Raw genomic sequence first — 15,632 nt, forward strand, 5'->3', positions numbered from 1 at the left:
TTATTTGAAAGTTTTCCAAAACATTTCTTTAGGAGCACCCTTGTCTGAAAACCCTTGACCCCGCTCAGTTTGAGCTGATAGGGCTCGATTCTCTGTTAAAACGGGCCGCCGATGCAGTGCCGGCAGCGGCAAAGGCTTTCTTCTGATCGGCCGATCAGCCGAGTCATCCCAAGCTTCTATAATCAAGTGGGCATTCGTTCCTCCATCAGCAAAACAATTGATTGCTGCAGCCGGCGTTTTCTCTTTCCACTCGGCTTGTGTTTTACAAAAATACAAATCCGTTTCCTCAATATTAAAATGCGTCATTTTCTCATCACCTGACAGGAACGGAACCAATTGTCTATGTTTCAGCATCAAAGCGACCTTAATCAGGCTTGCTATCCCTTCTGCGCATAAAGGGTGGCCGATGTTAGGCTTAACCGACCCCAGTCCTAATGGAGCATTGCAGCGGGAACGGTAAATCGCTTGAATCGCCTTAAGCTCAAGCAAGTCTGTCACAATTGAACCAGATCCATTTGCTTCGAGATAACTGATTTCTTCAGGCTTTTTACCGCTTTTCTCAAGCGCCGACAGCATCACGTCCTTTTGCGCCTCAAGATTCGGTGCGGACGGGCCTGCCGTTCTTCCGTCATTGTTTACAGCTGCGGCTTTAATGACAGCATAAATGGAATCTCCGTCTTCAAGTGCTTGGCTGACCGTTTTGACTAAAACCATTCCCACGCCTTCTCCTAAAACGACGCCTTCTGCTCGCTTGTCAAATACATGGAAAGACGGCTTGTCACTTAAAAGTCCGCGCTCCTGAAACATTCGATGTGCATCTGTATCGAGCAAACTGACACCGCCGACAACCGCTGCCTCGATATCTCCGCTTCGTAAAGCCTGAATGGCCATATTCATGCCGACCAATGCAGAGGAACAAGCTGTATCCAGAACAATACTCGGTCCTCGCAAATCAAAAAATTGTGAAATATTAGCGGCTAAATAGTTTTGTCCTCCAGCCACAATCGGATTTCTCGCTTTTGAAAGACTGGATTGATCAGGCTTGTGCTGACTGCGACCTCCTATATAGACACCAGCCCGCATGCCTTTCATTTCCTTTTCGGTGTACCCGGCGTGATACATCAGCTTCAGACTTTCTTCCAATACTGCCAAAGCCTGCGGGTCCATTGCTCTGACATCATCATCGGACATCAGGAAGAAATCAGGATCAAATCGGTTCAGGTCCTCGATTACCCCGGCATAATACGAGCTTGAATTGCCAAAGCGTTCATGCGGCACAGGTTTGATCTCTGATCGACCGTCACGTATTAAATCCCAGTATGCCTCCAGCGTTTCCGCTCCGGGAAATCGGCATGTCAGGCCAACGATCGCGATGTCTTCTGCATGAACTGCCGGTTTTATATCGCTTGCCTTTTGCATTTGCTGTTTCGCCGCGGAAGCCTGATCGGGCGGCAATGATGCCGCATCAGGCACATGTTCTTTTGAGTCAGCTGGATGTACAGCATCTGGTAAGGCAGATTTATATTCAGAAATCAGCCACTTTGCAAAAGATTCTATTGTGGGGTATTCAAATAAAATAGATGGATCGATATCTCCTTTTAACTTTTGATTAATCTGCTGTAATAGCTGCGCCAAAATAATCGAATCTACTCCGTATTCTTGAAAAGGCTCATCAGTTTCAAGGTCTTCGGCGCCTATCTTCAGCTCGTCAGAAAAAATAGTCACAAGCCATTCTACTGTTCCATGGAACAAGCTCTGAGCGCTGTCTTGTTCTCTTGTCTCAGCACGTTGGAAAGCCTTATCCGTCAGTGAGTGCTGCATGAGCTTACCCGGCTGCCATACATCTGTATGGTGAATCGCGGGCAGGACAACAGCTTGCTGTTTTGCAGAAAGAATCTGATCCAGAAGCTGCAATCCCTCCTCGTTATTCAAGCCTAACAGTCCGGTCTGTTCTAAAGCTTTGCTTCGAACCTCGCCTAAGCCGGTCTCCTTCCAATTTGGCCACTGAATGCTGACGATCGGATATTTATCTTTATGTGATTCTGCAAAATAATCCATAAATGCATTCGCCATTGCATAATCAGCTTGTCCGGCCGCAAGCACAGGGACGGTCGCTGATACAGATGAAAATAAAACAAAGAATTGCAGCGGCTCATCTTTGAGCAGGTCAAATAAGGTTTGAAGCCCTCCGACTTTCGGCTCCAGCACGGCTTGAATTTCTTCTGCTGATTTTCTTATAAATGCCGGATTATGTTTATTCACAGCCCCGGCACAATGAATCACTCCGCCAATCGCTCCCATCGTTTGCTGAATCGTCTCGATGCTTTGTTTGACAGCAAGCGGATCGGATAGCTGAAGAGACTGCACTTGTACTTGAGCACCCATTTCTTCCAACTCTTGCATGGCTTTCAATTTCTGAGCAAGCGGCGTGTTTTTCGCTTTAAGAAACTCCCACTGTTCACGCGGGGGCATGACTTCACGGCCGGTGAGAACCAATCGTTTCACCCCGTATGTTTGCACAAAATGACGCGCACACACCATTCCAAGCCCTCTTGTCCCCCCTGTAATCAACAGCACCTGATCTGACGGAAACGATAATTCTTTTTGATTAACAGCATCTGCTGTTCGCTCGTCCAAATATGCGCGATAACGCCGTCCGTCTCGATAACAGACTTCGGTGTCTGTACTGTCAGCATAAAATTCATCTGCAATCTGTCTGGCCAGCTCCTTTTCGGCTGTTACATGGTCTGTGTCCATATGTCTTGATGTAAGGTGACTGTATTCACTTTGGAGCATTCGGTATAGACCAGCCCGGGATGCACCGGACAGATTAACATCTTTATTTTCAAAAGACTCGAGCCCCTTCGTCACACACAAGACAGTCAATTCTTGCTTGTGTTTACGGCCAAGCTCAATCAGTTTTTGCAGCCAACTGATCCAGTTTATCGATTGCTCATGGCTCATTCCGCATCCGATCAAATCCACTGCTCCGCCGACATTTTCCCAGTCGGCGTCTGACAGATACTCAAGCTCTTGGCTGTCAATGATGCGATAGCTCGAGAAATACAGGGAAAGCTCTTCAGCCAATGACCTTGTTTCTGCGTTTGCCAATATGGCAACCGTTTGGCTCATACGTTCTGCTGATGTAATCGGGCAATCCTGCCATTGTTTTTGTAACAAGCTCTGTTTCGTAGGCCGTACAGCAGATGGCAATGCCGAACGGCTGTCTTTTTCTGCAGCATCTTCAATTGGGAGCCAATAGTATTCTTCTGCAAACGGATAAGCAGGCAGACTGATTCGGCGAGGCACGTGATCGCCATAAAGCTTGTTCCAGTTTATTCGCAATCCTTTTACCCATAATTCTGCTAGCTTCTCCAGCCTTTTTTTCTCAATCCACGTTTCCAGCAGGATTTTGGCGTCATTATCTGTTTCAAACACTTTCATTTCACTTTTCTTCGTTTTGACATGCGCGTCATAGATTTCCGTATTCGGAATATCTGCAATATAGTCTTCTAACGTTTTGATAAGCATTTCTCTCGAATCAGCCAAAAATGCCATTCGGTAGTCCATTGGTTCCCGGCCAGTCTGAAGGGTATATGCCATATCATCCAGATTGATATCTTTATTAGAATCTGCGAAGTCTCTCATCAATTGGGCATAAGCCTTCAATTGCTGCCTCTTTTTCGCTGAGAGCACAAATAGCTTTGAATGATGGCGATCTGGCAATGGATCATTGTTTCTATCAGACTGATATTCTTCAATCACGAGGTGGGCGTTCGTTCCGCTATATCCAAAAGAACTCACACAGGCCCGCCGCGGTTTTCTATCAGCCGTTTCCCAATGCTTAAGCTCAGTGTTTACATACAAAGGCGATTCTTCAAATTGAAAATGCTCATTAGGTTCAGAGAAGTTCAACGTAGGCACCAGCGTTTTATGTTTCATGCACATCAGCACTTTTTGAACACCGGCAACACCCGCTGCCGCTGATGTATGGCCAATGTTGCTTTTCACTGAACCGATCGCACAAAATTGCTTTTTGTCTGTTTTCTCTTTAAAGACGGTTGACAGCGCCTCTAATTCTATTGGATCTCCTTGTTTTGTTCCGGTGCCGTGCATTTCAACATAGCTAATGCTTTCAGGATGTATGCCATATGTCTCATATATATCCCGTTCCAGATCCATTTGGCTTTTCACGCTCGGTGCCGTAATTCCGTTTGTTTTCCCGTCCTGATTAATGCCCGAACCGATAATAACACCATAGATGTGATCACGATCCGCTTCTGCATCTTTCAGCCGTTTCAAAACGAGCGCTCCTGCCCCTTCTCCGGGAACAAAACCATTTGCGCCATTATCAAATGCTTTGCATTGTCCATCAGGAGACAGCATGCCGGCTTCACACATACTGATGTAAGATTCCGGTGTCAGGTATAAGGTGACTCCTCCCACCAGCGCCATATCAATTTCTTTGTTTACTAATGCTTGACGCGCTAAATGTGTACCGACTAGTGAGGATGAGCATGCCGTATCGATCGGAATCGCCGGTCCTTTTAAATTGAGATAATACGGAATACGCGCTGCCGCTATCGCAAAGCTGTTTCCGGTGGCGCTTGCTCTTGCCTGATTCCGATTTAGCATCACTCCGTATTCATTGCTCATAATGCCAAGATAAACACCGCACTTTTTATTGCTTAACGTTTGCGCATTATATCCGGCATCCTCGAATGCTTTATAGCCTTCCTGCAAAAAGATTCGATGCTGCGGGTCTATCAGTTCAGCTTCTGACGGCGGAATATTAAAAAACAGCGGATCAAAATGTTCAATATCATCCAGCATCCCCAGTGATTTGCAGTAGACTTTCCCCTTTTGATTCAGTGCCGGGTCATAGTATTTGTCTACATCCCACCGTGATTTCGGAATGTCACGAATCGCATTTCTTGCATTGACCAGATGATCCCAATATTCTCTTACATCCTTGGCACCGGGGTATCTGCCTGCCATCCCGACTATGGCTATCGCATCATCGCGGTAACCTTGATGGGAACGGTCTGGTTTCTGTTCAGGCGCTTTCATCGCTGGCAGCCGAACGGGCTGAATCGAACGCTCCGCGGGTTTCGCTTTAGCTGGTGCTTCTGGCTGTTTATTCTCTTGGAAAAGCTCATCCGCTCTTTCTTTACTTCTATTACTATGATTGACAAGCTCGGCTTTTAACATATATGCAAACTGACGAATTGTTGGATAATCATAAACTTTGGTAACTGAAAATGATGTGCCATATTGCTTATTGATTGCTTTTATCCATTCTAGTCCTGTAATGGAGTCCATTCCGATATCGATAAAGGTGTCATCAATATCGACCTCTTGGGGATCCATGCATAACACTTCAGCAATGCTTTCCTTTAATTCATCATTCAGTGTTTCAATTGTTCCAGCATATTGACTGGAAGCAGAAATTTCCGCAGCTGCATATTGAATGTCTTCAACTGGTTTCTGCTGCTCCGGCTCATGATGGCCTAAAGGCTGCAACGAAATATTATCCGGTTTAGATGAGATGGATTCCCGTTGTATCGGTGTATACGTCTCCTCTGATTTTTGCGGATGGTTTTCTGCATTTTCTCCATCAGCTTGTGTGCTTAATTCATCTTTTAAGAAAGCGGCAAAATCACGGATTGTCGGATAATCATAAACCTTGGTCACAAGAAGCGATGTACCAAATTTCTTATTGATTGCTTTTATCCATTCAAGACCGGTAATGGAGTCCATGCCGATATCAATGAATGCCTCGTCCGGATCGATTTCATTTTGATCCATATATAACACGTCTGCTAAGCTTGCTGTCAGTTCATCACATAAGACTTCAGCAGTTATGGTTTGCTGCTTTCTAACCGGCTGCAGCGGAACAGATGTACTTTGCTGTGTTTCCTGACTGCTTGCCATCAAAGGCTGCAACGAAATATTGGCAGGCTTACCGCTGACTTTTTCCGGAATAAATGGCTCTTGGATGACTGGCTGTGATGTAACAGCCGGCTTCACTGGTCTTTTTTCAACTGTCTTCACCACAGTTTCTTCTATCCAATAACGGTCTCTTGCAAAAGGATAGGCAGGCAAGCTGATACGGCGCGGCTTACCATTTTGATAAAGCATGTTCCAATCGATATTTAATCCTTTGACCCAGAGGTCTAAAAACTTTGCGAATTTTCCTTTGCGAACCCATGCTTCAATTGTCTTCGCCATATCTTCATCAGCCGCAAAAACTGCCATGGTTTCTTTATTTCGCTTCACTTGTCCCCGATATAAGTGTTCAATGTGTTCTTTTCCAGAGATAAAATCATTCAGTTTTTCTTTAAGCTCCTGCATATTTTCAGCCACAAACGCCAAACGCTCATTCATTGCTTCCCGTCCGACCTGAAGCGTATATGCGATACGAGGCAGATCGGCTTCAGAATAACGCCCCTCACGGAGAGCATCCAGCAATCGTTCCGCCCGTTTTTGAAGTCTCTCTTCATTTTTTGCTGAGAGCACAATAACAGCCGCCTGTCCCGCTGAAGAATGCTCTGGCTCAGATTTGGAAGCATATTCTTCTATTAGAATATGGGCGTTACCCCCTCCGGCGCCAAATGATGAGAGGCCTGCGACTCGCGGATATTCAATTTCTTTTCCATTTACTTCAATGATCGGCTTCTTCCATTCTTCAAGCTCTTGCTGGACTTTGAATGGAGAATTGAAGAAGTCAATATTCGGATTCAGCACTTTTGAATGAAGGGAAGGCGCCAGCTGTCTGTATTTCATTTGAAGCAACACCTTTGTTAATCCCGCAATGCCCGCTGCACTCTCACAGTGCCCGATATTTGATTTGGCTGAGCCTATGGCACAAAATTGTTTGTCTTTCGTATGTTCTGAGAACACTTTAGCCAGCCCTGTTATTTCAATAGGATCTCCGAGTGAAGTGCCTGTGCCATGCGCTTCGATATAACTGATAGCCCGCGGGTCAATTTGCGCCTCTGTAACCGCCTTTTTAATGACATCTGCCTGGGCTTTCGGATTAGGAACTGAGTATCCGTTTGTTTTTCCTCCGTGGTTAATGGCTGTGCCCTTAATGACTCCATAAATGTGATCGCCATCTTCAATCGCTTTGGACAATGGCTTAAGGAGTACAGCTCCAACGCCTTCTCCCGGCACATAGCCGTCTCCTCCCTGTCCAAAGCTTTCACACCTGCCTTTGCTTGACATAAATTTGTTCTGCCCAAGCATCAAATATTTATTGGGGTGGATTGAAACATTGACTCCCCCTGCAAAAGCTGCCTCACATTCACCGCGATGCAAGCTTTGGCAAGCCAAATGTATAGCGGTCAATGAAGAAGAGCACATCGTATCCAGAGCCATACTCGGTCCATGGAAATCGAAATAATAGGATACCCGGTTTGCTACAGAGGATGGATTCCCCGGTAAAGCCAGAGACCGGCCCCGCGCTTGTTCTTGCGCTCCGTACAGCTGATATTCTTCGTACATGACACCGACGTAAACGCCTACGTTTCCGCCAAGTTCAGCATCCTGTTTACGGCCGAGGTGCTCTCTTGTATATCCGGCATCCTCCATCGTTTCGTAAACACATTGCAAAAATAAACGCTCCTGCGGATCCATTAATTTCGCTTCACGAGGAGAGATATGGAAAAATTGCGGATCAAACTTATCTACATCCCTAATAAAGCCTCCCCACTTGCTGTACGTTTTTCCTGGTTTGTCCTTATCTTTATCGTAATAGAGACTGTGGTCCCAGCGGTCTTCAGGAATCTCGGTAATACAGTCGTGGCCGTCCCTCAAGTTTTCCCACAGTTCATGGATGTTGTCTGCTTGCGGATAGCGTCCGGAGATTCCGATAATCGCAATCTCTTCCGTTTCTTTTTCAGCAGACTGCTTTTGCCCATTTCTTTGCATGGGGACGAATCCGGACTTTCTGCGGCGAACCGGACTTTCTTTTTTCCCTTCGGTCTCAGAATCTGTCTTTCTATTTTCTTCTATTGAAGAAGATGTTTCTGATTCAATCCCCAAGATGTGTAACAGCTTTTCTCTATGTGCTTCAGTAAAATACTGTGATAATGACCGAATATTGAGGTATTCAAAGAACAAGGTTTTAGACAATGAACCGAATACTTTTTCTAATTGTCCGGTAACATGCATGATCATAATTGAATCGATTCCGTAATCCTCCATTGGAGCTTCGGCGTCAATCTGGCTGACAGGCAGCTTTGTAACTGAGGAAAGCACACTCTTGAAATAATCCTCTGCTTTTTCTCTCAGCATCTCTTCATCGGCTCCCATCACGGAACTCGCATTTTCAGTATGCTGAATTTCACTTTTGTATTTTCCATTTGGAGATGGTCCATTTCCTGTTTGATCCAAAAATGAATGGATTTTGCTCACAACGCCTGCAGCCACCATCAGCTGCGATTTTCCTGAGGCCCATCCATGGTATAATGCCTGAATTCCGTCATCTGCTTCCATGGCGACCATACCTGTATCTCTCGTCAGCACCCTTTCGGTTTCAGCATCAACATGCATGCCTCCGTCTTTCCACAGCGGCCAGCTCATAGAAAGGGTTTTCCCGTAGCGCTTGTGCTGTGCTGCTTGGACATTCCGGTACTCGCTGAATGTATTCATAAAAGCATTTGCCATTGCGTAATCCGCCTGTCCCGCACTTCCCACTGTCCCGGCATTTGAAGAAAAAAGGATAAAAAAGTCGAGCGGGATATCTTTCGTTGCTTCGTCAAGATGAATCAGGCCGGTGACCTTTGGAGCGAGCACATCTTGAATCTCATCTTTCTTTTTTCTAATAATGAAATTATCTTTTATAATGCCAGCGCTATGAATGATGCCATTTAAGCCGCCATAGTCCTCTTGAATCTCTTTCGTTAAAGCCATAACAGCTTCTTTTTCAGTCATATCGGTTTGTCTATAAACAACACGCGCGCCCATTTTCTGTAACCTCTGAAGCTCTGACTGCTTTCTTTCATTGACAGGATACCTGCCTGTGAGAATCATGACAGCCTCACGCGTTTTGCTTGCAATTTCATTTGCAAATAGGAAACCAAGCCCCCCTGCACCGCCTGTAATCAGATAAACCCCTTTATCCTTCCATGGCATGTCGGTGCCCGGTTGATCAGCTGCTGTCTCTTTCCATTTGCTTACATACCGTTTTCCTTGCCAATATCGGATATGGTTATCATGAGGATATTGCCTGCATTCTGCTAATGTTTCAGCCAGATCGGTTGCAGATATCCCCGAATCAAATTCAATCAGCTGGCCATTGAATGCTGGGTTTTCCAGCTGGGCCGTTTTGAGAAGTCCCGCTAAGCCGTTTAGCAGCTGCGGTTCATCCAATGCAGGAACAGCGACTTGAATGAGCATATTCCCGCCAGGCTTTGAGTTTAGCAGCTGTTGAATGTCTTCGAATAACTGTAAAGCATACGCTTTAAACCGTTCATGAACTGCCTGCCCGCTTTTTTCTAATACCGTACAGTCAAACTTGTGCCGGATTCTTTCGATTTGCCTTTCTGCCATATCACAAACAATAACTTTATGCCTCTGATATTCCATTAACTCATTTTTCTCTGAAACAGCTGTTTCTTCCCATATATGCTCAAATAAAAGTGTGCCAGTTGCTAAATCTGTCTCGTTTTCTAGAGTTCTGGCAGAATAACCTTTCATTCGCACGCATACCTGGCCCGCTTCATTACACAAATCGATGTCAAGCTTCTGAATACGATCCGCAGCGGTACTGTCCTCGCTGTATTTCACGCGGGCCCACATCGAAGTCTCACAATCTTTGAAAATTTGGATATCCTGCAATGCGAAAGGCAGCATTGCTTGGCTTTCTGTCAAACTGGCATCCTCTGTTCCAAGCCTCAGACCGATAGAAGCTTGAAATGCCGCATCAATCATGCTCGGATGCAAAACATAATGATCTTGGGTATGTGAAACGACAGACGGCAACGTCAATTTAGCTAGAGCTTCGTTTGCCCCGACATATATAGTATCAATCGCTCTGTGGCCGTCACCGTACTCAATTCCCATTTCCGCATAAGCGTCATAGCATACACCAGGCGGCAGAATGCGTCTACTGCAGCTTGCTTTCACCTCTTCAATATTCAGTTTAGGAGCTTCTTCAGTCTGGCAAAGCACAACGCTTCCTTGGCCGTATATCACCGGTTCCTCCCCCGCGCTGTCACTCTCCCTGCAGATTTCGAACAAAATATCACCATTGTCTTCCGGATAAAGGTGAACGTATATGTCTGATTGCAGATCTGTGACAGCAACAGGGCGAATCCAAACGATATCCTGAAGACGAATATCTGCATGCATCTGGTTCGCAGCCGCCTTTTCTGCAGCTGCCCGAACCATTTCTAACAAGGCTGCACCGGGTAAAATGTGCTGACCTTTAATGACATGATCCTTTAAGAAAAATTCACGCCCTGTGAACTCTGAACGAAAACGCACGCCCGACATGTCAGACACATTTTCGTGCAGGAGAGGATGAATGGCATGGCCTAGGGTCAAATTCTGTTTTGGCAAGTCAATCTCTGTCTCTTTCTCCGGCACCCAATACCGCACTTTTGCGAAAGGGTATGTCGGCAAGCTGATCCGCTTAGGTTTGTTTCCCCCGTATAAGAGCTTCCAATCAACCGCAGATCCGCCGGCCCATTTTTCAGCGATCAGGTTTAGATTTTCTTGTTCCAGCCATTTATGTACTGTTTCTCCGGAAAGTGATATATCACCGATTTCTTTTGTCATTCGGCCCTTCCAGCAATGCTCAATGGTTTCCTGTCCTTTTAGATATGCTTCTAATTGACCTCTCAATTCTTGAATCCCGCCTGCTAAAAAAGCAACCCGCTCTTCCATCGGTTCACGGCCAATCTGCAATGTATAAGCCACATCTCTGATTTCAATACCCTCATGAAGAAAATCGAGAAGACGTTCCGCATACACATGAAGACGTTCTTGATTCCGGGCAGAAAGCGGAATAATCACCGGTGTGGTGTCAGGTACAGACACGGTCTGCTCCGCTGCTTCAGGAATGTATTCTTCTAAAATCATATGGGCATTAGACCCCGTTGCACCGAACGAACTGATGCTTGCCCGGCGCGGATAGATGATTTCCTCACCATTCTCATTGATAACAGGCTGCTTCCAAGTTTCGGTTTTATGCTGCACATAAAATGGCGACTTTTCAAAGTCAACGTACGGGTTCAGCTCTTCTGAATGCAAAGAAGGCACGAGGGTTTGATGGTGAAGCTGAAGGGCGACTTTGCTTAAACCGCTGATACCTGCGGCGGATTCCGCATGCCCGATATTTGACTTGACAGAACCGATTGAACAGAACTGACGATCCTCTGTATATTGGCGGAACGCTTTTACCAGACCCTGTAATTCGATCGGATCTCCTAAAGATGTACCGGTTCCGTGCGCTTCCACATAACTGACAGTCCGCGGGTCAATCCCTGTTTTCTCCAAGCATGTCTCAATCAGATCAGCTTGTGAAACAGGACTTGGCACAGAAATCCCGCTTACAGTTCCTACATGGTTGACTGCACTTCCTTTAATTACTGCATAAATACGATCTCCATCTTTCTCGGCCTGACGTAAAGGCTTTAATAAGACCGCACCAATTCCTTCTGCCGGCACATAGCCGTCCCCATCCTTGCCAAACGTGCGGCAGTGCCCGTCAGTGGAAAACATATCCCAAACACCGTACGTCATATACTTATTCGGGTGCAGAGAAAGGTTAACACCGCCGGCTAATGCGACCTCGCACTCTCCGTGACGAAGGCTTTCCAACGCCAGATGTACGGCAGTTAAAGATGAGGAACATACCGTATCAACCGCCATACTCGGACCGTGGAAATTGCAAAAATAGGACACTCTGTTGGCAATTTGCGCATAGTTGAGAGAGAGAGGGAACACATTTTCCTTCGATGCTGCTTCAGCACCGACTAATGTATAATCCTTGTGCATGACGCCGGCAAAAACGCCTACATGCTGTCTTTTGTTCCGTCCTCTAGGTTTGGCCAACGTCTTCGGCGTGTAGCCAGCATCCTCAATCGTTTCCCAGCATGTTTCTAAAAACAGCCGCTCCTGAGGATCCATTGTCTCCGCTTCTCTCGGCGTAATTCTGAAAAATTGAGGATCAAAGCAATCAGGATCATCAATAAATCCGCCCCACTTAGAAATGCTTTTTCCTGAAGGGGAGGTGATTCCTTCAAAGCGCCTCCAATCCCAGCGCGACTCGGGAATCTCACTAATGCAATCCATTCCCTCTTTCAGATTGTTCCAAAAGTCATGAATATTGTTTGCCTTCGGGTACCGGCCCGCCATGCCGATAATCGCAATGTCTCCTTCTGCTGCCTTCAGAGGTGCAGTTCGGGCAGAATCCTCATGTATACGTCTCTTCCGGCTTTCAGCAGTACCGCGATCAATTGTGCGAATAGCGGCACGCTTTCGTTCGTTTTGATCAATAGAATGAGAGGAGGTAAAATGCTCACCGTACTCCTGGGCAAGAAACGCTGACAGCTCCGCAATCGTGGTATGCTCAAACAGGAGAGTCGGTGAAAGGCTCTCACCAATTTTGTCACTGATGGTTTCTACCACTTCAAGCAAACCGGATGAATTCAGTCCCATTTGATAATAGCCGACCTGCTTTTCAATCTGTTCAACCGCCTTATTAATTTTGTCTGCGATTAATTGGCTGACGAATTGTTCAGCTGCCTCGTATGTCCCCGTACTCTCGGCTGACGATGACACCTCTTTGATTCCTTCTGCAGCCTGTGAAAGTTCGGCTGTATCTTTACTCGCCTCCTGGCTTTGAGGCAAATCCTTGCGGCCTCCATGAATAAGCTCTGCTTCACGCACTAATTTACTTGTGAAGTTTTTCAGTTCAGCCACCTTTTCTCCCGAAGCATTAAAAAATTCAAGCGTTACATAAATGAGCTCTTTTTCCTGACGGACAGATGAACGCTTAATTCTTGTCATGCAATGCGTCTGCAAAAGGGCTGAAGCAGAAAAAGATTCATAGAACAGAGGCAAAAACAGCCTCTGTTCCCCTTTAAGCAAAGATGTAAGCAAATTGTTGGCTCCCACTCCGCTCCCATCGATGAGAGCCGGATGAAACATAAAGCCTTCTGCATGAAGCATAGCTTCGGAGCCAAGAGAAAGATCAAGGAGCACACCGTCTTCCTCTTCATAAATATGTCCATTCGCTTTCATATATCCGCTATGCACAAGTTCCTGGCGTCTGCACTGTTCATACACATCATCGAGCTGTACAATCGTGTCCGGAGTTGCTTTGAGGTGATTGATCTCCAGTGTTTCTTCAAACACTGCCGGCACGTCGGTGTGCATATCAGCCTTCATAAAGAGCTTTTCATCTGACGCTTCTTTATCGCGGCGTTTTTCGAAGCCTTTAACTGATATTTGCCAATGCCCTTCATTTTTCTCCGTGCAATCGATATTGAGCATAATTACCGAATCCTGTCTAGCAGTCAACGGCTGGTAAATGGATAAGTTCCGCAACTGAAGCTCTGAGAAGGAATAGCCGTGTTCTCTGAATATCTGGTAAATCATATCAATATAAGCCAAACCCGGAAGAACATGTTGTCCGTAAACCACATGGTGATAAATAAACGGATTTTTTAACGATAGAGTGAGTTGCTTCGTTATATTTTTCACGTTATACCTCCACTTCATAAGAATCCCATATGTTTGCTGTGTCCATTTTTAAGGTCTCCTCTTCCGGCTTTGACGCGCCAGCCGAAAACACCCGTTTCTTTAATTCAGGAGGCGATATTGGACTACGCTTAATCACACGTTTTTTATCTTCGTCCCACGCCTCTAAAATGACATGGGCGTTTGTCCCCCCATCGGCAAAGCAGTTAATGGCCGCAGCAGGCAGCGGTTCTGTCCATTTTTCCAGCGATCGGCTGAACGTGAGATTCGCTTTCTGCTTATCGAAATGTGGCATCTCTTTATCACCTGATAAAAATGGAACAACACTGCGCTCTTTCATCATCAGAACAACCTTGATAAAACTTGCGATTCCTTCAGCACAAAGCGGATGTCCGATATTCGGCTTGATTGATCCGAGCGAAAGAGGATTTGCGTTCCCTGAACGGTACACGGATTGAATCGCTTTAAGCTCAAGCAGATCGGTTACCATTGAACCTGATCCGTTTGCTTCAAGATAGCTGATGTCCTCTGGCTGTTTTCCGCTTTTGGCAAGCGCAGCCTTCATGACTTCCTTTTGCGCCTCCAAATTAGGTGTTGCAGGCCCTGCGGTTCTTCCGTCATTATTGACCGAGGCCGCTTTGACCACAGCATAAATGGTATCTCCGTCTTGTATGGCCTGTTTTACCGTTTTTAACAGAACCATTCCGACACCCTCACCTAAAACAACGCCATCAGCACGCTCATCAAACACATGGAAGGATGAACGCTTACTTAAAATGCCGCGCTGCTCAAACAGCCGGTGAGAGGCGTCTGAACCAAGCAAGCTGACACCGCCCACTACAGCAGCTTTCATATCCCCGCTGTGTAAGGCCTGAATAGCCATGTTCATGCCGACTAAAGCTGATGAACATGCTGTATCTAACACAACACTCGGGCCGCGGACATCAAAAAATTGTGAAATATTAGCCGCTACATAATTCTGGCCGACTGTCACGATAGGATTCTTCGCATGAAGAAGACTCTCTTCATCAGGCTTGTGCTGGCTTCTGCCTCCAAGATAGACACCGATGGATTCACCCTTTATTTCATCTGGTGTATATCCGGCGTGATACCAAAGTTTCAAACATTCTTCCAATACCAATAACGCTTGCGGGTCCATCGCCTTTACATCCTCTTCATGGAGCAGGAAGAAATCAGGATCGAAATGGCTGATGTGATCAATGACTCCGGCATAATACGGTGACTGATAACCCCAGCGCTCTGCCGGAACCGGTCCGATTGACGAGCGTCCCTCAGATAATAACGACCAATATGATTCCAGTGTATCCGCCCCCGGAAAGCGGCAAGATAATCCGACAACGGCGATATCATCCTCTGCATAAGAACTCGGTGACGAGGACACCGGCACCTGTCTTCGGCTGACAGAAGCTGGATCCTCCGCAGGGTGAGGTGTGACTGTATCAGTTCTATTTGCCGAAGATGCTTCCGCATTTTCCGCTATCTTGTCTCCAAACAGAGCAGTCAAGGATTCGGCATAAGATCCTACAAGCCAATCAGCAAAGCGCTGAATTGTTGGATATTCATATAGAATAGATGGATCGAGCGCAGCGTCTAACTTTCGATTAATACGCTGGAGCAGCTGTGCCAAGATAATAGAATCTACACCATAATCCTGAAATAAATCATCAATTTCCAGGTGTTCGCGTTCAATTCTCAGCTCTTCAGAAAACAAAGCAACAAGCCATGTCCGCGTTTCATCTAAAAGCAGCTCATGTTTAGCCGGCTCTGCGGTTTTCCCGATTTTTTCAGGTTGTGATACAAGCAAAGCTTCTTCTTTCAATCCAGATTCTTGCCGGATCCGCCGCTCCATCAGCCGGTCTGGCTTCCAATTTTCCTGATTCGTGATAGCAGGGAGGACA

2 protein-coding genes (1 of these 2 running past the window's edge) are annotated in these 15,632 nt (G+C 46.1%); both read right to left on the minus strand.

Annotation, left to right across the window (positions count from 1 at the left end):
- Window positions 1-13,734, minus strand: coding sequence for a type I polyketide synthase (locus tag H7F27_RS11735; RefSeq protein ID WP_185847946.1), 13,734 nt, complete (start codon window positions 13,732-13,734; stop codon window positions 1-3).
- Window positions 13,718-15,632: the 3' end of a non-ribosomal peptide synthetase gene (locus tag H7F27_RS11740; RefSeq protein WP_185847947.1), read on the minus strand. Its footprint extends 13,241 nt past the window's final position; the window shows 1,915 of its 15,156 coding nt (coding positions 13,242-15,156); its start codon lies off the right edge, out of view; the stop codon is at window positions 13,718-13,720. The genes H7F27_RS11735 and H7F27_RS11740 overlap by 17 nt, the downstream gene beginning before the upstream one ends.

Source organism: Bacillus sp. PAMC26543 (assembly GCF_014250375.1).
GTDB lineage: Bacteria > Bacillota > Bacilli > Bacillales > Bacillaceae > Bacillus > Bacillus halotolerans.